The following is a 20,174-nucleotide window of genomic DNA, read 5'->3' on the forward strand; positions in this document are numbered from 1 at the left end:
ACACTCCTCATGTAAAATAACACTTGAAAGGATGGTTTTATGAAAAAATACATTATTATCCTGCTGTTAATAATCATCATTATAGCATTCGGGGGAATATTCATGAAACATCAATATGATGAAAGACAAGAAAAAAATAAAACTGCTGAATTAGAGTTATTTGAAAAAGCAAAGAAGCGTATGACTGATTACATAAATGCTAATTATGAAGGTATAGAGAAAATAAGTTTTTCAAATGATTATAAAATGGATCCTATGGGCGGAATTAACGCAGAAGGGTATCTGAATGACGATAAGTCTAAAGAATTTTGGGGGATTTATGACAAGTCAAACAATGTCATAACTTCATCATATGTTGATGCAAAAGAAAAGCCTGGTTGTGAAGAAAAGCCATGTAAATATTAATGAAAAAAATACCCCAATCCTAATAGGAGAGGGGCTTTTTGTTTAGATATTGTACTTAATCGTGTGCATATCACCAGTATGAGTGGTATAAGGAATACTAGCAGTATGCCCACGTCTGGCCTCATGCATTTCTGATGGACTTGAAGCAAAATAAAGTCCTAAAAAACCAAGTAGTACAATAAACAAGATAAATACTGATGCAGCTTTAAATTTCATAAAGACAATCCCCTCTCTGAATTTGTTTTTGGGCATAAAGCACTTTCTCATAAAATAATCCAGCCGCTTTATGGTCTTCATTTTTTGTATAATACTTCGCTGCGTCGGTTGCTAAGTCCTCCACATCGGAAAACATTGTTTTAAATTCTAAATAAGTAAGAATCTCATTTAGCGTTTCTTTGTTATCGTCAATGTAAAGGGCATTTAGGAAATCAAACATTTTGGTTAATACTTCATCATTTAAGTTTTTAGCCAATGACAGTCCATGATTATAAACAGCTGTTCCTTCAGTTTTCTTATTTACCTTAAAGTTCGTTTTCGCTAACATGAAAAGAATGTCTAATAAGCGGTTAGCATGTTCATATCCGTTTTGCTCATAGACCAACACTCCTTCTTTGAAATACTCAATAGCCTCATCGAACTTTTCTTCAGAAAAAGAGGAAATCCCTAAATTATATAGAGCGGATCCAGCTAATCTTGGCATATCAATTTCAAGTGCTTTTTTATAAGCTTTTTGAAAATGAGGGGTGGCCTTTTCTGGATACTCCATGTCTAAATAATTCAGACCAATGACGAATGAACATTGAATTTCTCTAACAGAATAGGTTTCATGCGCTCTGTAGCTTTCAATTGCTTGAACAATATGGTGCATCGACATGTGTGTTTGTTTCATGTGATAATAAATTTCAGCGACTTTGTAATGAAACTCCGCTCGCTCAATTTCGTCGGCTACAAGTGACAGCTTCTTTTCCGCTTGTTTGTAAAAACTTATCGCTTTAAGATATTCGTATTCTTCAAATTCATACATCCCACGGAAAAAGTTAAAGTAATATTCAAGAATTCCTTTCAATTTAGCTTGGCTACTTTCGATCTTTTCTAATAAGTCTGAAATCTCGGGTCGTTCTTCATTCATGGTTTTTGGCTCCAGATAATCAAGCATTAATTGATGCCTAAAACACATGAGGGAATAGTACAACAATAAATCCTGATTTTCTTCCATAGCGTTTATTTCTTGTTCCACTTCTGATTTCAGCACCTCTGCATCAGGAACACTAAACATACGAATATACTTGTACCACTCATTAATCTTCACGCCGACTTTTGATGAGGAGATTAACTGTTTCAAATTAAAGCCTCCTATTCATAAACACAATTTACGAAATATGTAACATTTTATCATATTATTTCCATTTGGGAAGATAAACATTTCCTTAACATTTCATTATCTGACGAAAAAAAAGGATATCAACATAGATACTCCTTGATCAAACAATATCAAGAAATATATTTGTTGATATCCGTACATTTTAAGACAATATTTTTTTCTTTTGGCTCTCATATTCAGCCTGAGTTAATAGGTTATCTTTATATAGAGCGGCTAGTTTTGTCAGTTCGTCAGCTACTCCCGTTTGAACTGGATTTTCTTTAGCATCTTTTTTGAGTATATGCGTCAACAAATTGAAACAGTGAATAAGACGATCATTTAAAGGCTTGTAAAATTGATTATCTTTTGATTGCGGTTGTTCAAAATGAATAAATGTTATTGTGTAAAATGACTTCTCTTTATTGTTAACAACCACTCTCAACTGTGCTTTTCTAATCTTCTGCGATGATACTGATTCCCCTGATAAACCTCCAATAATAGCGCCGACCCCACCGCCAATTAAACCGCCTAAAGCCGCTCTACCGATCTGACTTGATGTAGAGGTCTTATTGACTGTTACACCATCCTCTAACATTTCCACTTGAAGAATATCCTCAAAAGAGAATACTTTATGTAAATAATCATATTTGCTAGTCGTTTTAGAGAAATGCATTGCATTAACATGTTTATTTTCAATTAAGAGAACTTTTTCGTTTGTTTCGTCTATTGCAATTAAGCTATCAGCGACAGGTGAGAGAAATTTATGATCGCTCTTAAAGTCAGGTGTATTTTTCAAAAGGTTTTCTAATTCATTGAATTGATTTTTTGCAAATGTGCTTTCTCTTTTTCTTTGCAAATAAGCGGTTAATATGATGGTAGCAAAAACTCCGAATAAAGCAAGCCACATTCCAGGTATGTTGTCATGATTAGCTAAAACCACGGCAGTAATAAAACAAATGAATGCAATTAAACTTCCATAAACAAGAGGGGGCATGGATACACTTCCTTTTTTCTTTTATTATATTACAAAATTGGAAAAGAGAAATGTTTTTCTCTCTAACTATTATCGTATGAAAACGGTCAAGTCTTTGCATAAAAGGAGAATTTTATTTAGAAAGAAGTTGAAATAAAAAAAAGACGCATCCAATAAGGATACGCCTGTTTAGTTTACATGCCTATATGCTTCCCAGATATACTTGATGTTTAATTTATTCCCTCTTTGATTGCTGTCTGAGCCTGTTATAAATCCAAGCTCGTTTATACTTCCGTATGTAGAGTTTCCTCCAACCAGGTATATTCCCATTTCATTTACCTGATACGTATAACCCCCTGTCTCATCAATTAATAGCATTGAATCATTGGAAGACACTGGCCACACTTTCATATGTGTTGGAGTGAAAGGCAGCAATATTTGTTTACTAATTGTTCCATCACCCACATACGTTCCTTTAGCCATCTGAGGAACATCAAAGGATAGCGCATATTCTGAGTGTAGTTTACCCCCAAGAAACTCAGCGTTGCCATCTATGGAACCTATAATGATTCCTTGGTCATTACGTACAGGTATTGTATTAGGCGTGGATAGCGTTGAAGTCGTGTAACCATTTAATGAATCAGCCGATCCCGCAGAAGACACAATCCACTCTTCGCCATTAAAAAGCTCTTGTTTATTAGTCGTTGGATCGATCCAAATCGTTCCCGCTTCTGGCGCAATAGGCTTTGTCTCTGTAGATATTGTATAAAGTCCATTAACTTTTCCATCGAGACTGCCTTTAACTTCTACAGTAGAAGAAGGGAGGTAGGGGTTTTCTGAAGGGAATTTAGGCTGTACAATATCAGATAGTATTCGACCACTACTATCAATGGATGTCTCTACTGTACGATAGGCTTGGACTCCAAATGTATAGTGCTTATTTGAAACTTGACCGGTTAATGTTGCAATTCGTTTATCATAACTAACTGATAAATATTGTTCAGCTGACATCTTTGAACCAAAGAGGTATGTTTCATCTGATGTGTCAGAGTAGCAATGGATAAGAAAACCATCGATATTGTATTTGTCCTCATCAGAGTCTGGAAAATCCCATTCAATTGATACATCTACAGATCCATTATCATTTACAACATGAGTTATAGCAGTCCCGTCATTACGGATAGTTGGGTTTGCAACGGGTGCAGATATACGATCATTTCGTGCATTGTAATTGGTCAGTAGGGTATCATAATCAATTTTTTTCTTATTGAATTCAGTTGATGCTTTCTTAGCAGTATACAATGAGCGTGCAAAGTCTTGTTCTAACGTAGTAGCTCTTTTTCCATTGGAAAGTGTTACTTGTATACTTTGCTGCTCAAAATCAAAATTCATTCCTGTAAGTGTTGCTTTGACATCAGTTCTAAAACTTTTATTTGTTAATCTGATTACATCCCCCAGGTAAATTCTATCCCAATAATCCTTTTCTTTGTTGACAGTAAATAGATTCACAATATTTGTTCTGATGTCTACCGGAGGTGCATTTTTCTCTCCAAGTTCATAAAGTCCTTTTTCATACAGCTCTGTTTCATCAAAAATGTTGTCATTAGACCAATCTTCTTCATGGATAAAATAAGACAACTTTTTCATTAGCTTTTCACCGAGAAACTTATCCATAGATAACCGATCTTTTAACACTGCTATTTCTTCAGTTATCTTGGAAATCTGATTGGCAGTGGTGGATATTTCAGCTTTCTTTGATGTAACTTCTAGTTGCTTAGCATCTCTTTGCTTGATAAGGTCTTTCGTGTCATCTCCAGCTTTTTTTGCTACTGTGATCTTATCTAAGATTTGTTGCAATTCAATTTTTTCAAGGGTGAAGAGGGTATTCTCCTGTGTCGTTTTTGTTGCTTCCAGATCTTTTTTCTGATTTAAAAAGAGGTAAAAAGAAGAGCCTTCTTTATTTACAAGTTCATTGTAATCTAAAATTGCATGGCATAAATCATCATCCATGTAATCACTATGCTTAATGACATTTCTTTTTTCATCACGTTCAAAAGGGTAGAGGAAATAAGAGAAATCGTCCAAGTAACTCTGGCCAGTAGGATTGACTGAATTAATAACAATTCCATCTTTACCGGTAATATTTAAACGTGTTACGACTTGATCAATATCAATGGTATCTTCCATATCAATCATGAATCGTTCAGGGGAGAAACGGACACCTTTGTACTTGGACAAAGTTTCTTTTTTATAAAATGATACTGTGTTTTTCACAGTATCAAATATGGGCACAGCCTCAAAAGTTTCCCAAATGTTCTTTAAAAACTCATATCGGGTAGAAGTAACATCAAATGAGCGGCGTTTTTCATTAAAAGAGGGGTCAATAAAGTCTACAGTAAAACAAGTTCCCTTAAGACAATCTGTGGCAACTTCCAACAGATTTTTAGAGATGCCTTCATATGATTTGATTTTGCTTTTATGAAGAATGTAGGGGAGACCTTGAGCTCTAACTTGTATTGTTTGTTCCTCATTCTCTGACTTTGTCAATCCGGTTATTACAAACCATTCAACTCTGTTTAAGAACTCTGCCTTAATGAGATACCAGCCTTTTACGATCTCTGCCACGTGGTTTGATTTCATTGTTAAATTATATCTCGCTTTAGTCGGGATATTAAAAGTTAGATCATGCAGCTCTGTAAAGTTTAAATTAAGAGATACGTTTGAAAAGTCAACTATATTAGCGATTTTCTTTTTATTTGGTTTTGCTAAAGAAAGTTTAATATGACCTGGTTTAAGATCGTAAATCAATAATACATCCCCTTACAAATATTTATATCCATCACAAAAAAGCAAGCTGAAGAGCCTGCATTATACAGACTCTTACATGCTTCCATTTAATTTTATAACTTCTTTCTTGATGGTTTCGAGCATTGTTCTGGCTCCAGTTTCCCCACCAGTAAGTTTATCAACATTGAAAATAATTGGTGTGTTAATTGTTTTATCACCATTAGAATTAACGGTTGTGGTAGGGGGCAGGTTAGTGGTTTTCACGTTTGGTATCAAACTATTAGAAAGACTTGATTGATTAATATTCGGAATTATTGATGGAATAGTGGTGATTCCTTTGTTAATCAAGGCTGCTAATTTCCCACCTTGACCCCATTTAGGCGTCTCTTCACTTGGAGTATTGTTCTCACGTACAGCTTTTACTGTATCCAAGATGTTTGCAGTATCAGTTTTATTAAGGATGAGCTCTTTATCGTGTAGGAAGGCGAGTTTACCTGCGCCGAGTCCTGTTCCTGTATATCCACCTGATGCAAAAGAAGATACCTTTTTTCCAGTTTTATTACCTTTGGTCACAGTATTAAGGGCATTAGAGGCTTCTTTAAGCTTATCGATAAGGTTATTGGAGATGCTTTTCCCTATGGACTCCATATTGCTGTTAATGAACTTAGAGAATTCATTCAGTTGCTTAGCAATATCAGTAATCTTTCCGTCCATCAGCTTCTTCTCAAGATCTTTAAAGGCACGCTCGTCATTTGTTAGGTTATCATATTTGTCATTTATGGCATCCTGATCTTTTTCAAGCTGATCCTGTAACGATTCTTTTCGCTTGCTGCTTTCACGATCTTTAAGAAACTCATCAAGATCTAACTGTTCCTTTTGTAACTGCTCAGTTAATTCCTTAACCTTTGACTTGCCAAATTCTGAGTCATCAAGAGAATACTGATTAATTTGGTCAGTGAGTTTTTGGATACTGTCTTGCTTCTCTTTTAACTGTCTTTGAAATTTAGCTTCGTCATCAGTCTTATCAATCTCATCGATCAAGTCTTGCGTAGCTTTTTGATGCGCTTTTAATTCAATATCACGCATCTTTTCGTACATCTCTTTGTATATAGAGACAACTTCATCAGCAAGGGATTTATAGATGTCCTTGATCGATTTTTTGGTGTTATAAAGCTCAAGATTATAATCTTTCTGCTTATCTTTCCAATTTTCGATCTCCTCTGTGATTTGTTTCTGGATGTCAGGAAAGCCCTTTGCTGCTTTTTTCTGTTCCTCTAATTGCTTGATGTATTTTTTGGCCTCAGCCTGTTGTTGCTGTACTAATTTTACTTGTTGGCTGTAGTACTTAACTTTATCTTTGTCTTCTGTAGTCATCTGAATCTTGTTGTCAATATCTTTGATTTTGGATTCAGTTTTCTTTGAAGACTTTTCGATTTTGTTAAGCGTTTCATCAACTTCTGACTGAATGAGCTGTCCTCGAAGTTCTCTTACTTCTTCTTGAAAATTGATGAGATCAATCTTAGCTTGTTTTAATTCCTCAGCAAGCTGTGCTCTTTGAGCAGAATTCAGAGTTTTGTTTGTTTTGATTTCTTTTTCAATAAAAGAAACCTTCTGACTCTGAATCTTTTGCTGTTCAGTTAAAGCTTTTTTCTGATCGTTTGTATACTTGCGGAATTCTTTACTGTCGCTCAGATAATGACTAGCAAGGGCTTTGTCTTTAGCGATTCTTACATCAAAATCACCAATACGTTTGTCATATTCATCGAGCTTCGATTGAACGATCTCATATCTGAGCTCTTGTATCTGATCATTTACTGAATCAATATCACCTTGGAGGGAGAGGAGGTCAGATTTCGCTTGGGCTATTGCTTGTTGTCGTTCTGCTTCAGCTTGGGATGCATCTGAAATAGATGTACCGACACCATTTAAGTATTTCTTGGGGTCAATCGTCTTTCCGTTTTCCTCAATTTGAAGATGAAGGTGATTTCCTGTTGAATTACCCGTACTGCCAACTTTACCGATGGTCTGACCAGCTTTAACAGTTTGACCGGCTTTAACAGAAGGGGTGTCAAGCATGTGCATATACTTAGCAACTTTTCCGTCATCCTGTTGAATGACAACCCAGTTACCAGCAGTTTTACTATAACCAGCAATTTGAACTTTTCCACTTTGAACCGATTTAATTGCAGTTCCAGCTTTCGCTGCGAAGTCGATACCTTTATGTGGAGTTGATCGGTACGCACCGTCTTGTGCTTTATAGTCAGAGCTGACTCTAAATGAACTGTTCTTCAGGTAGTAGCTTGCAACGGATGAATTAGCAGAAGTCATTGACTTGGTGTAGTTGGACATGATCTTCTGAACATAATTCTGTGTTTCTTTGAAGGGAGGGACTCCGCCATATTTAATTACATTACCAGGTCCTGCGTTATAAGCAGCAAGTGCTTTCTCAACATTGCCGCCAAATTTGCTTAGTTGTTGGGCTAAATATTTCGTGCCACCCATAATACTCTGATAAGGATCATAAACATTGTTTACGCCTAAGCTTTTAGCAGTGGAAGGCATCAACTGCATCAAGCCAGCAGCTCCGGCTCCAGAACGAGCTCTTGCATTGAATCCTGATTCTTGTTGGATTACAGCTGCAATTAGAGCTGGATCAACACCGTATTTGCTTGCGGCAGAATTAATGTAGCTGGAGTATTTACCGGAGTAAGACCCACCGCCAGAAGGATACGAACCACCGGAAGTTGAACCAGTGGAGAGGGAAGAGGTTACTATACCGTATTGTGCAATGTTCCCTGACTTAATTTGATCCTTGAGGAGTTTAGCTTGCTCCTGCATAAGTTTTTTCTTTTGTTGGAGAGCTTTGATTTCTTTCTGCAGGGCATTTCGATAACTTTGAGAATACTTTGGATAGTCGTTTACTTGCTTATTGTACTTTTCGACTTCAGCGTTGACTTTCTCCAGAGCTTCCTTGTATTTATCAGCCACATACATGGATGTTTTAGTTTCTTCATTAGCTTTCTCTTGGCCATCAGAGTAGTCCTCAAGAGAAGTGCCAGCCTCGTTGAGAGAAGATGAAGTTATATCGAAAATCTTGTTCATGTTCTCAAGACTATCTACGAGCTTTTTATAGTTTTCGTAGTTCTGTTTAGCACCACTGACATGTTGAATACCGCCATTGTTAATGTTCTTTAAGGCGTTGTCATAAGCCTTTTTGAATTCAGCAAGTTGCTGTTTGGCTTCTTTCAACGAGCTAACAGTAATCGGATCTTTAGAGTGGTTCTTCGACATTTGAGCCGTATATTCGTTTGCTTGAGCTAAAATTAATTCCTTAACAGCTTTAATTTTATCTTTATAGGAGGCAACAAATTCATCTCTGCTTTTTATTACAGCTTGCCGGTTGATGTTAACCATGCCGTTTTGAACAGAAATTGCCTTTGAAAGACTCTTTTCTTTTTGAACAAGTTTCATTGCTTCAGAAGCTGATATGCTTTTACCTTCAGCCATTTTCTCAAGAAGGTTATTGTATATTGAAACTTTATCTGCAACTTCGTTATATCCTTCTTCTTGAAGGACAGAAGCAGCGTGATCGCTTTGTTTGGAATTTACCAGGTCATCAATTACATCTAATGTTGCTTCGACGTCGCCTTTTACTTCTTTGAGCTTGTCAGATAAGTTCCCGACCTGCTCACCTAATGCATCTACACCTTCACCATTTTCATCCCAGGTTACTTTTGCAGTTTGTGCAGAATCATTTGTAGAGTCAATGGCAGTTTTAAGGTCATCATAAGACAATGTTAGGCTATCTGTTTTGTCACTGCTGCTCATGTATTGATTAACAAGCTCCTGAAGGCTCTTAGATGCGGAAGCAAATCCGTCTTTATCACCAGAGTTCAGTGCTTCTTGTATTCTTACCAAGTCATTAGAAACAGTTTTAGAAAAGGAGGTAAGTTCATCAGCGCTGAGCTGTGAAAAATCAATTTTACTAAATGCATCGTTAATTTCTTTCTTTATGTTCGGGTCAATCTTAATTGAGTTGTAAGCATCTACAGTTTTCTTAACTTGTTCCCTTATTTCAATCTGAACACCAGATAGACTTTGACCTAATTTTTTGATTTCTTCCTTTGCTTTAACACCTGCATTTTTGTAATCATCATCACTAGAGAAAGGACTCTCTAGGAAAGACCAAGCAGTTTTACCTTTGGAATACGTATCTGCCATTTTCTCATACTGGCTAATCTGATCATTTAATTTATTCAACTCTTTGAGCTGGTCTTTAAAATCACTTTTGGCACTTGTTTTGATGTCTTCTTTGTTTAATTCTACTAAGTCTTTGGTGTACTTAATAGCATCCTTTAATGCCTCATTATTTTTGATAATAGCATTGCCCTGAGAATCATAACCAGAAACCAACATAGGAAATGTTTGCGCCAATTGCTGTGTTACTTGTAGATATTCTTGCTCCTGATCGGCTGATAAAGCTCCATCATCTTTAGCTTTTTGCAGTTCTTTGTATTGACTAATTAGTTTATCAGTTTCATCTTTATTAGTTGTAATTGCTTCAATACTTGTAGACTTTGATTGCTCAAAATCCTCTTTAGCTTTTTTTGCGTCTGCATACCCTGATGTTATCTTTTCTAATACCAGCCCAAAACCCATTAATACAACGCCAATCGCAGTTGCAGATCCAATACTCTTGATGCTTGCCGAGAAAACTTTAGATGCAATTGCCGCTCTAGACATTCCAGATTGAAGAGCTAAAGTAGCACGTTGAGTTTCTGTAAGTGATTCAGCCCCAAATATGAGCGCAGTTTGAAGAGCACGGATATTCTTATTAAAACCAACAACAGCTAAATTGGCTGTCATAAATGCAATAGGTAAAAACCCAATACCCTTAACTAATCCAGAAATAGCAGTTAGGGCATTCCCCGCAACAGATACAGCCGCAATCAACCCATCACTTACAAAAGCATCTCCTGAAGCTACTGCTAGTTCAGTAAACTTGTTTTGGAGTGTGTTTATTCTGGCCTGTAAACTGTCAGCGTATTTCTGCTGTTCACTCCAAGCGCTTCCTGCGGAATTAGCAGCGGTCGTTGCGGCACTCTGGGCAATAGAGAAGTTGTTCATCAATGCATTAAATCTTGAAAGCTGATAAATGCCCGCTACACCGATTGAGGTATTTTGCTTTTGTGCGTCAGAAAGTGTGCCCCATTTTTCTGCAACTTCGCCAATAAGGTCACTTGCTGACTTAGCTTCTCCACCAGCAGTTTTCACAGAAATACCAATCTGTTCTAAGGCTTTAATTGAGCTATCATTATTCCCAATACGTGCGAAAATGGTTTTAAGTGAGTTCAATTCTGTTACTTTCACCTTAAAGGCTACTGACCACTATGTGTGGCGGTGTGATACTTCAATCACACTCTCTATGTTTCCATAGATGTTCAGACTGTCGCTTCGCATTTTAGCGTCTCTTCGCTCAGTCGTTCAGGCTGCAATAACGCTTGCCCCTTGTCGTCCTCGTCTTAACGTTAGGAGTTCCAAGTCAATCAGAAGAGATTTAAAGTCAGCAATCACTTTACCGACTATATTTCCACTTTCACGAGTTGTACTTGCAATTGCTGTAGTATCACCGATTAAATCATTTAGTTCAACTCCGAAAGTCGAAGCTGTTGAACCAGCTTTTCTAATACTGTTAGCAAGATCCATTGTGGTCACAGCATAGTTGTTATCGACTTCATTAAGCTTATCTGCGATTGAGATAGAGTCGTTGGCGGCGATATTGAAATTCAGCATTGCAGCAGTCAAAGTGTTAACTGTGTCGTCAGGAGTTAAATCAGAGACGTTTTGTAGAACCTGGGCGGTTTTTGTTAGAGTGGACAGTTCACTTTCATCAAAACCCATACGCCCAAAATCGCCAGTCATTTGGAGTATGTCAGTGATCTTGTTTGAAAGGGTGTCGCCTAGATTTATTGATTCCTGTAGCAACTCATTAAATTTATATTCTGGCTGATCCATTACACGACGTATGTTAGTCATGAGGGTATCAACTTGTATTACTTGATCAACTAGTGATTTTGCTCCTTGAACCGCTCCATAAAAGAGTGTCCCACTAATCAGGTATGTCGACATATTTTTAAAAGCTTGAGTTAGCTCCGCACCAAATGAAGAGGCTTGACTAGCTGCTGTCTGAGCATTTGAAGCCAATTCCCTAAATTGCATGTTCAAGCTTTGCATTTGTGACCTTACATTGCTTCTACCAGAACTTACATTAAGACTATTAACTGCATTGAGGTACTCTTGGATAGCTTGTCTATTTCCAGCGCCCATCGTATCGCCATAACGCGTATTAAGGTTTTGTACGTTTACTTGTGCTTGGCGTTGATAAAGCTCAATAGTTTTTCTGAGTTCATTATTTTTGGCCACAGCAGCAGACTTATCATCGAGCATTTTAATTCTGTTTTGTAATGCTTCAATTTGTTGCGCTGTTTGAGCGGTATTTAATTTCCGCCCAAGGGAAGAGAGGGTGGTGTCAGTTACAATTCCTTGCTGTCTAAGTTTTTCTAAATCCAGTTTTAATTGTTCAATTGCTTTTCGTTGTTGATCATAGTTCGTTGTTACTTTTGATGTAGTAGCGTTTGTTTTTGGGTCAGTTGTATAAGTAATATCATCGAAGCCATTGCGATTCTTTTGAGTAACCTTCGTTGTTTGTCCTTGAGAATTCTTCTGTTCTGTTCTTTTCTGTACCTGACCTAGTTTTTCAGTCGCTTGAGCAAGCCTGTTAACTTCTTGTGTTTGTTCACGTAGTGATTGATTACGATTGTCTATGGTCTTTGTTTCACGCTGAATGATTTCGCCATTTTTCTTATACTGCTGAGTAAGCTTTTCAACAGTACCATCAGCATTTCTTGTAATCGTTGTGGTTTCTTTAACTGTTTGATTGAAGGATTTGAGATGTTTTTGATAAGTTTCAACTGAAGAGGAGAAGTCGTTGAGTGTCTTTAAAGCAGAGGCATCAATATTTGTCTTTAAATTAAGGGAGTTAAGCTTTTTCTCTAAAGATTTAATTTCCTGATTCAACTTTTCAACAGTCTTGGAAGAAGTATCAGCTTTTGGGGTCAATATTATTTTTAAATCTTGGCTCATTTTGTTTAAACATCCTTTCTAAAAATAATAAAAGAGCCGCTTGTAGTAAGCCGCTCCGTAATGTGTTTTGATCTAAATTAACCCCCCATAAAGGGTGTTCGTAATTTCAGTCTAAAAATGCAAAAAAGCCTACTATATCAACGATAATAGGGCGTGATTAAGGTGAATGTAATAAGCGTTATCGTAAAAGCCTGTAATATCAATGTTTTAGGGCTTTATTTGTTGGAATTCATTAAAAATAGAGGGTGAAAAGGTTGCAAAAACGTTGATTTCATGGGGTTTTACGATAGCGATTACGATAGGGAATAACCCCTAAAAAATAAGTTGGGTGTGGAAATGGAAGTGCTAGGGGTACATTTGTTCCTGTTTTTTAGTGTTTAGATGTTAATATACCCCCTATATATTGGTAGTGGATTCCCTATATAACATACATTATACGTGCATTTCACGGGGTTTTTATGGATTTCCTCAAAATTGAATGAGGAACACACATTGAAATAAAAATCAAGAATAAATTTTAAAAACTTTGCATTTTTGTCTGTATAACGGTGTATATTTTTTTTATCGTTTATCGTGATCGTAACGAGGTTATTTAAATCGAACACTTATTATTATGCATATTTATGAATATTGAATACACACTTTGTGCTGCTTCATAATACAATTTGCAATTAGGTATGAATGTAGAAAGAGGGATTGTTTTTTAGTTGCTATTATAATAGAAGAAACTCGTCACAGTTAGTCATTTAAATGGACGAAGAGGTACTTAAATGAGCCACAGAAGGGTAAATGTGAAGTTGTTCTAATACTTGTTCATTTGCAATTATGGTTTTACAATCAGGGTCAGTGATACCCAATAGATCAAATATATGCTCATAACTGATTCGTTTAAAGGCTCTGAAGCCAAATTCAGAATACATCTTGCGTAACACTTTATCAATGTCACAATCCATAATGATATTATGCCTTTTAATCTTATCCTTAAAATAGGCATCAAATGAATCCTTATTATAATACTTCCGCTCACTGATCTGTTCCTTCGCTTTCGTCATTTCCTTTGAGAAGAAGTCACAGCATATCGAAATCTTATCTCTAAGCTTAACATGTTTATAGTCCAGCAAGGTTTGTTGTAAAGCATCCAGTTGAATAGGGGTTAACCCTTTTGGTTTTCTTGGTATCCATGTGGGATCTTTTTTCATGCTGATTAATACGGAAACAAAATCTTTTGGGACAAGAATGTTTTTGAACATAGGAACAGAAACACCAAGTTTAGTCAATTGTCTTTTATAAGCTGATGATTCAAGGATAGCAAAGCCAACTTGATTATACCATCTGTTTAGTAAACCAGGCAGCCGATCATCCGTTGTTATCTCTGAATTCTGAAGAGAGTTCATCATCCATTTATCAACATCAGACTTTAAGAAATAAACACGTTTGCCTATATTGCTATGTAATGATCTTGCTTTATCGAACAGCTCTTCCGTCAGACATCGGAGAACATAGGATTGAGTATATTTATAAACAACACCTTTTGTGTTCTTTCCTTTGGTTACTCTTCGGTCATTTCTCCTGCTTGGCTCTTCCAATGGATTGCTTATGTTATAAATTGTGTGGTGTTTCTTATATTCTTCAATTGTCTCAAACTCTAATACACTAAGTTTACATTTTGTATCATGAGTGGATATAGTGACAAACTCAAACGATCCTTCTCCATACTTATCCCAATCTCTCTGTAGTAAGTAATTATGATGTTTCCCATTTCTTAAATCTCTTTTGTGTTCTTGGTGTCTTGATTCAATATCAACCGAGCTACCAATGTAAACTTTATTATTGACTGTGTTAACAATCTTATAGATACCACGTAATTTTTTATGTGCCATTAGGTTTGTTGCTCCTTTGCTGAATAGAATAGAAGGTTTGACATAACTTCGCATAACTGTAATTATGCGAAATAGATCATTTACTTATGCGAAACAGAATGATATGATTTAATAAAATAAAGGGTGATTTAAAGGGAGACTCAATTTCGCATAAGTAATATGAGGGGTGGAATAATGCAAGAATATAATAGTAAGCTTATAGAGGAATATATTTTCCAATTGAGGAAAGCTGAAAATACGAAACAAAGCTATAAACGTGATCTTCAACTTTTAAATAAATACTTGAGTGATGACGACTTAAAGATTGACCGCTTATCGTCTACGATTGTTCAGCTGTTTATTGATGCTTTAGAAAACGGCACAATTAAAACAAATAAAGGGGAGCGGTACAAGGCAGCAAGCATAAACAGAATATACGCCAGCATACGCTCATTTTGTATTTACACTGAACAATTTGAAGCCTTTAAGGATATTCGTATCACTAAGACACAACACATCTCCGAATTAACTCCAAAATCCGTTGATATTAATTACATTGAATCAATAAGAAAACGGATAGGAGACAGAAAGAATAAGCCTAAGCTAATCAATTATAGAGACTTGGCCATCATTGATATGTTGCGTCTTACTGGTATGAGGGTTTCAGAGCTTGTTGATCTAAAGAAAGCAGACCTGACTTTGAAGGGAAATCCTTATCTAATTCACATTAATAAATCAAAAGGGAAGAAAGTTAGAGACATTCCAATAAGTAAAGAAAAGTTTCAATATATTCGCCGGTATCTTGAATCAAGAAATGATGATTCCGAATATGTCTTTGTTAGTAGATCCAATAAGAAGCTAACAACAAGGACGGTTCAAATGCTCTTGAATGAATATGAAATAACACCACACATGCTACGTCATACGCTTGCTACAGAATTAGCCAAGAGAGGTTGGGACTTATCTACGATTGCAAGGTTTTTGGGGAACACTGTGGCGGTTGTACAGCGTTATACAATACCTACAGAAAAACAAATGGCAGATGCGGCTGCTGATATATACACGATTAATTGACCATCGGAAATTCCGGTGGTTTTATTTTGAAATTAAAATACACATAACTTCATGATTAGGATAAAATAGGAATAAAGCTTATGATAACTGAAAGGAAGAATTAATTTAAATGGCTAAGACTAGAACATATTACGATTTACTCATTTCATGCCCTTCCGATGTAAAAGAAGAATTGCAAATCATAAACGAACAGGTTGATAATTTCAACAGAATGTTTGGGCGCATAAACAATATTTCTATTGATACGAAACACTGGAGCAAGGACTCTTATCCTCAATCTGGTGGGATGCCTCAGGAGCTGTTGAATCAACAATTTGTATTAGATTGTGATGCTGCAGTGGCTGTTTTTTGGACAAGGTTCGGAACACCTACGGACGAATATGGTTCAGGTACTGAAGAGGAAATAGAAAAGCTAATCCAAAGTGGTAAACAAGTTTTTCTTTATTTCTGTGAGAAGGAAGCTAAACTATCTGACGTTAATTGGGAACAGTATCAAAAAATCCAAGAATTCAAGGAAAAGTACAAAGGCAAAGGCATTTTCAGTACTTATTCCACCTTAGAAGAATTTGAGCAACAATTCCTTAATCATTTAACTCTCTATTTTTTAGATAAACATGTTAAAGGTGGTGAAGAACCTTCAGAATCAAAAAGTGAATTATCAATTAAAGGTGTATCAGATGGTGAGCCCATGGAAAATATGAAGGTAACTAGATCATCTTTTTCAAATAGTGAATTTATTGCACATCTAAAGACAGAAATAATGAAACAATTTGATTCCATAAAACAGTGTCATTTGATTAGTGAGCAAGAAGAAGCTAATAAAACTAATTCCTGGCCAACTGTAACTTTAGCTTTTATGGAAGGTGTTACACAGGAAGTTTGCGTTAGCACCATAAAACAAAAAACAATTTGTGATTTTGCAGAAAATAATGATATAGAAATTAATCAAATTAGCTTTTTTGATCTAGGGGGGTTAAAACAGAAAGAAAGTCATATACTCACTGGTTCGGTTACATATGTTGGAACTGATAAAGCGAAAGAGAAATTAAAGGAAATTGACAGGCTCTTTGATAATATTAAAGAATACGATCAATGGATTAGTTACTTTGAAAAATTAGATTCAAAGTATTACTTAAGGTTATGTTTATCTAATCAAGGCAATCGTTATGATGAAGACATTGATGTTAAAATATTTATTAAAGAAGGTTTACTATGCAAACCTGAAGATATTCCCGTACCAGGGTATCAGATAATTGAGGAATGCGAAAAAATTATTTTACCGGTTTTTCATGATAGCCCATCTTTATTAATAAACGCTTATGATGAATATCCAATTGAACCAAATATTCCAGTGATGCCATATTTTTCGGTTGAAGAAAATGCTAAACAATTGAAAGAAAAATTCAAAAGAAGGTTAAACAATATTTTTATTTATGAGTACTATAACCAGAACGGTTATGACATTCTTACGTTTAAGCAACCTTATCTTAAACATAAGAATAATGTTCTCTTCCCTTCAGTATTAGTATTTAACTCTGAGCCAGATAGTATACGATTTGAAATCCAATGCAAGTTTTCATCTGACATAGTAACCAGTGAAATTGAATTCAATTAAAAACGATAACACCGCTCTAATGAACGGTGTTTTTTGTTTATAATGAAGTAGAACCTCTTATTAATTTGCATAAAATATGGATTTTAATTGATTATCACCATTCAGAAATCTTGCCAGAACTGTACGAATAAAGCTTTTCGTCAGTGTTGTCTATGTAAACTAAAGAATCGAGCGGGTTTTCAGTTTCTACTTTGAATCCGTATGTTTGTTCTATTCGATACAATTCTTTTAAGAATGCCTCTAAATCTCTCTTACGGTTCATAATAACCTCCGATACCGTTATTCTGTTTTAATACCACTTGCATTTAAATCTTTTTTCATAGCAGCAACTAATCGTCCATCTTTTAACGATTCAGCGGTATTCTTCATAAATGGGCGAGGTTTTCCATAACCATAACCGTATTTATCTGGATACGTATATCCTTGACCAGTCTCAACAACCGTGGCAACATCCTTACCGTTGTCTTCACGAGTATTGTCTAATGAAATTCCGTTAGATTCGTTTTGAATGACGAAGGAGTCCTTCAAAAGAGACGTACGTTCATATGCAAGAGGGTCGTATGTGTCATATACATCAGATTGCACATGCTCTTGACCCGTTTTAATCATCGTATTTTTTGTGTTGGATTGTTTTTGAACGGCTTGCTTTGCGGCAAATTCAATTAGTGCTGCTATTTCCTTAATGTTCTTGGCCACTATTCAGCCTCTTGTTCATTTTCAATCTCTTCGACTTTATTAAGGATGAGGTTATTTATTTCTTCCTGAGATATGTTTGAAAGTTTATCTAAATTCTCTTGCAACATCTTTGTTGTTTCATTAAGTTTCTTTATGCTCTCTTCAGGGAAGCTTCTCAGAATCAAAGGGAAAAATTCAGATTCTACGAGGCTGTGAAACCATTTGACTTTGTTCTTGATATCATTTGGAATGCCTAAATCCGCAAATTCTTTAATAAGTGAAAAAGCTATCCAATCAACAAAATTGATTTTGTTAAAGTCAATCCCTTTTTCTTCAGCTTGTTTTTGGTCTGAAAGTATCTGTTTAAACAAGTTGGATAAACGAGAAGGGGAGAAGTACGGGTAAATAAAGACATGAACGTCATCAGTAAGTTGTACTCGTTCTTTCTTGTCATATTTACTTACACTTTCTTCGATCAACCCAAGATTTAATTTTTTAGATGTCATTTAATTTCTCCTTTGTTCTCATTATTTTCGTATGGTTTTCCTACAATTTCTTCATACTGTTCGGGCGTAATGCGCTTACCGACAACGTTATAAACTTGTTCCTCATCCCATAGTTTTTTATCAAAAAAGCCTTTAATATAGCCGAACCAATCCATTTACTCACCGCCTGTTGCAACAACATAGAACAAATCAGCAAATTGCTTTTCCAGCAACTCAAGCTCTGAAGGTTCGGGTTCTATGGGTTTGATGCTTTCTTTGTATTCGTCAGTAGCAGCTTCAATCCAGGCGTTTTTCTTCTTATCGAAACGTGGATTAAGGATTGAAGGATCCCATTTAATATTTGTACTATTAGGGGGCAAAACATCTGAATTAATTTTTCCCTCTCCAGCGTACATAAAGTTCTCATCGTAATAAAGAACATGCATTCTGTGTCTCTCCTTTACCATAATGGGATTGATGCATTAAATGAAACTCTTGCAGAAGAATTAGAAACACTCATCCCATCAAAACGTAATTCCCCATCGGGTGTATACGCAAATCTTGCCGTTCCATATGATCCAACCACTTGAGCACCAATATCATACAAAGCGGAGGCCTTGTATGCGAATTTAGCAACAACTGTTCCTGCAGCTGGTAAAGATCCAAATGAACCACGAAGCTCTATTCTGTTATTAGCTACAGAAAACTGAAACGGAAGGTTTGAATATTGCTGTGCTCCATTAATTAGGCTGACATTATTCCAGGTTGCATTCCAAGGGCTGTTCCATTTGTCTTTGTCATCCTTAGTTACATGAATATCTGTATTATCCGAGTGAGCGGCTAAACGCTTAATTGATCCCTGTTCTGTTTCATAATTTACCCAATCAGACCATACGCCGCTCGATAAAGACTTTCTCCATAAGCTTCCATCATTGCCGAAAGCTATAGCTTCTCCATACGTTGAGGAAGAGTAGAGGTACATTCCACGGGTTGGTACGGGTGGTGTATTAATACCAGTTTCCGCCGTATAGAAGGTAAATGTCTTTCTCTGGCCTATTGCGACACTCTGAAAATCAACTCCTTGGGAGACATTGATTAGAACAGAGCCGTTATCCTTGGTTATTTTAGAGAGTTGAGCAGCGTCCCATCTATCCCGATCAGGCTTACTGATATGAACATTAGTGTCATTCAGATGATTATCAAATTCATTTTTAGCAGCTTGCTTTACATTGTCTACCTTCTCAAGCCCAACCTGTGCAGCAGTAACATTGTGAGGATTTGAGGTATCTGAGGTGTGTTTGTCAAAATCCGCTTTCTTTGCTTGTACGTCGTTAGTTACGGCTGATAACCCTATTTGTGCTTTTGTTACACCATGTGGGTTGTCTTTATCTTCTAAATGGGCATCAAAATCAGTTTTCGCTGCTTGCTGTACATTATCAACCTTAGACAAGCCAACTTGGCTTTTAGTAACTGTATGGGGATTTTCTTTATCATTCAGATGAATGTTAAAGTCCTCTTTGGTGGCCTGTTCTTCATTGATTAGGTTTGATAAACCGACTTGTTCTTTTGTGACATGATGGGGATTCTCAGTGTTCAGAGTGTGCATTTTTAAATCGAAATTCTGCTTCTCCATGAAATCATCAACTTTTTCAGATAAACGGTTTTCATGAGCAGACATATGAGCTTCAGTTCTGTAAAATTGATCTTTAAGGTTATTAATTTGTATATTGTTTTGTTTAAGCTGACCTATAAATTGTGAATTAGACATAATCATTCCTTTGAATTAGTTAAATTAAAA

General features: G+C 36.0%; 14 protein-coding genes and 1 pseudogene. 3 read left to right on the forward strand and 12 right to left on the reverse strand.

The window, feature by feature from the left end:
* The first annotated feature begins 39 nt into the window (after positions 1–39).
* Positions 40–405 (forward strand): DUF1433 domain-containing protein, encoded by a 366-nt coding sequence (locus NYE28_RS07640; RefSeq protein WP_342490354.1) that lies wholly within the window; start codon positions 40–42, stop codon positions 403–405.
* A gap of 42 nt (positions 406–447) precedes the next feature.
* Here NYE28_RS07640 and NYE28_RS07645 read toward each other — a convergent pair whose 3' ends face one another.
* The 6 genes and pseudogenes from NYE28_RS07645 to NYE28_RS07670 form a co-directional block, all read right to left on the reverse strand.
* Positions 448–621, reverse strand: a complete 174-nt coding sequence (locus NYE28_RS07645) for a hypothetical protein (protein WP_342490355.1) — start codon at positions 619–621, stop codon at positions 448–450.
* Positions 611–1,747, reverse strand: a complete 1,137-nt coding sequence (locus NYE28_RS07650; RefSeq protein WP_342490356.1) for an aspartate phosphatase — start codon at positions 1,745–1,747, stop codon at positions 611–613. Before NYE28_RS07650 ends, NYE28_RS07645 begins: the two co-directional genes overlap by 11 nt.
* A 181-nt stretch (positions 1,748–1,928) precedes the next feature.
* On the reverse strand, positions 1,929–2,759 hold the full coding sequence (locus NYE28_RS07655; RefSeq protein WP_342490357.1) for an SHOCT domain-containing protein: 831 nt from the start codon (positions 2,757–2,759) through the stop codon (positions 1,929–1,931).
* A 168-nt stretch (positions 2,760–2,927) separates the two neighbouring features.
* Positions 2,928–5,546 (reverse strand): phage tail protein, encoded by a 2,619-nt coding sequence (locus NYE28_RS07660; protein WP_342490358.1) that lies wholly within the window; start codon positions 5,544–5,546, stop codon positions 2,928–2,930.
* Between the two features lie 72 nt (positions 5,547–5,618).
* A pseudogene (locus NYE28_RS07665) lies at positions 5,619–12,668 on the reverse strand (phage tail tape measure protein).
* 746 nt (positions 12,669–13,414) lie between these two features.
* Positions 13,415–14,548: a GIY-YIG nuclease family protein gene (locus NYE28_RS07670; RefSeq protein WP_265463553.1), complete on the reverse strand. Its 1,134-nt coding sequence runs from the start codon at positions 14,546–14,548 to the stop codon at positions 13,415–13,417.
* A 174-nt stretch (positions 14,549–14,722) separates the two neighbouring features.
* Between NYE28_RS07670 and NYE28_RS07675 the strand changes: the two genes are divergently transcribed.
* Together NYE28_RS07675 and NYE28_RS07680 are read left to right on the forward strand one after the other, a co-directional pair.
* A complete protein-coding gene (locus NYE28_RS07675; RefSeq protein WP_342490359.1) occupies positions 14,723–15,601 on the forward strand; it encodes a tyrosine-type recombinase/integrase in 879 nt (292 codons plus the stop codon).
* 109 nt (positions 15,602–15,710) lie between these two features.
* Positions 15,711–17,216, forward strand: coding sequence for a hypothetical protein (locus NYE28_RS07680; protein WP_342490360.1), 1,506 nt, complete (start codon positions 15,711–15,713; stop codon positions 17,214–17,216).
* A gap of 94 nt (positions 17,217–17,310) precedes the next feature.
* On the opposite strand, the gene NYE28_RS07685 is transcribed toward NYE28_RS07680, so the two are convergent.
* From NYE28_RS07685 to NYE28_RS07710, 6 genes are read right to left on the reverse strand one after another with little or no spacing between them, the layout of a single operon-like run.
* Entirely contained in the window at positions 17,311–17,478 is a 168-nt protein-coding gene (locus tag NYE28_RS07685; protein ID WP_265463556.1) for a hypothetical protein, read from the reverse strand.
* A gap of 17 nt (positions 17,479–17,495) precedes the next feature.
* Positions 17,496–17,912: a hypothetical protein gene (locus NYE28_RS07690; protein ID WP_342490361.1), complete on the reverse strand. Its 417-nt coding sequence runs from the start codon at positions 17,910–17,912 to the stop codon at positions 17,496–17,498.
* Positions 17,912–18,397, reverse strand: a complete 486-nt coding sequence (locus NYE28_RS07695) for a hypothetical protein (RefSeq protein ID WP_265463558.1) — start codon at positions 18,395–18,397, stop codon at positions 17,912–17,914. The genes NYE28_RS07690 and NYE28_RS07695 overlap by 1 nt, the downstream gene beginning before the upstream one ends.
* The gene (locus NYE28_RS07700; RefSeq protein ID WP_257730849.1) at positions 18,394–18,552 is read right to left on the reverse strand and encodes an XkdX family protein; all 159 of its coding nucleotides are present in this window, start codon (positions 18,550–18,552) and stop codon (positions 18,394–18,396) included. The genes NYE28_RS07695 and NYE28_RS07700 overlap by 4 nt, the downstream gene beginning before the upstream one ends.
* The gene (locus NYE28_RS07705; protein WP_265463559.1) at positions 18,553–18,822 is read right to left on the reverse strand and encodes a hypothetical protein; all 270 of its coding nucleotides are present in this window, start codon (positions 18,820–18,822) and stop codon (positions 18,553–18,555) included. It lies immediately after the preceding gene.
* A gap of 14 nt (positions 18,823–18,836) precedes the next feature.
* A complete protein-coding gene (locus NYE28_RS07710; protein ID WP_342490362.1) occupies positions 18,837–20,144 on the reverse strand; it encodes a hypothetical protein in 1,308 nt (435 codons plus the stop codon).
* Between the last annotated feature and the right edge of the window lie 30 nt (positions 20,145–20,174).

The organism is Bacillus sp. FSL R5-0443 (genome assembly GCF_038608285.1).
GTDB lineage: Bacteria > Bacillota > Bacilli > Bacillales > Bacillaceae > Bacillus > Bacillus velezensis.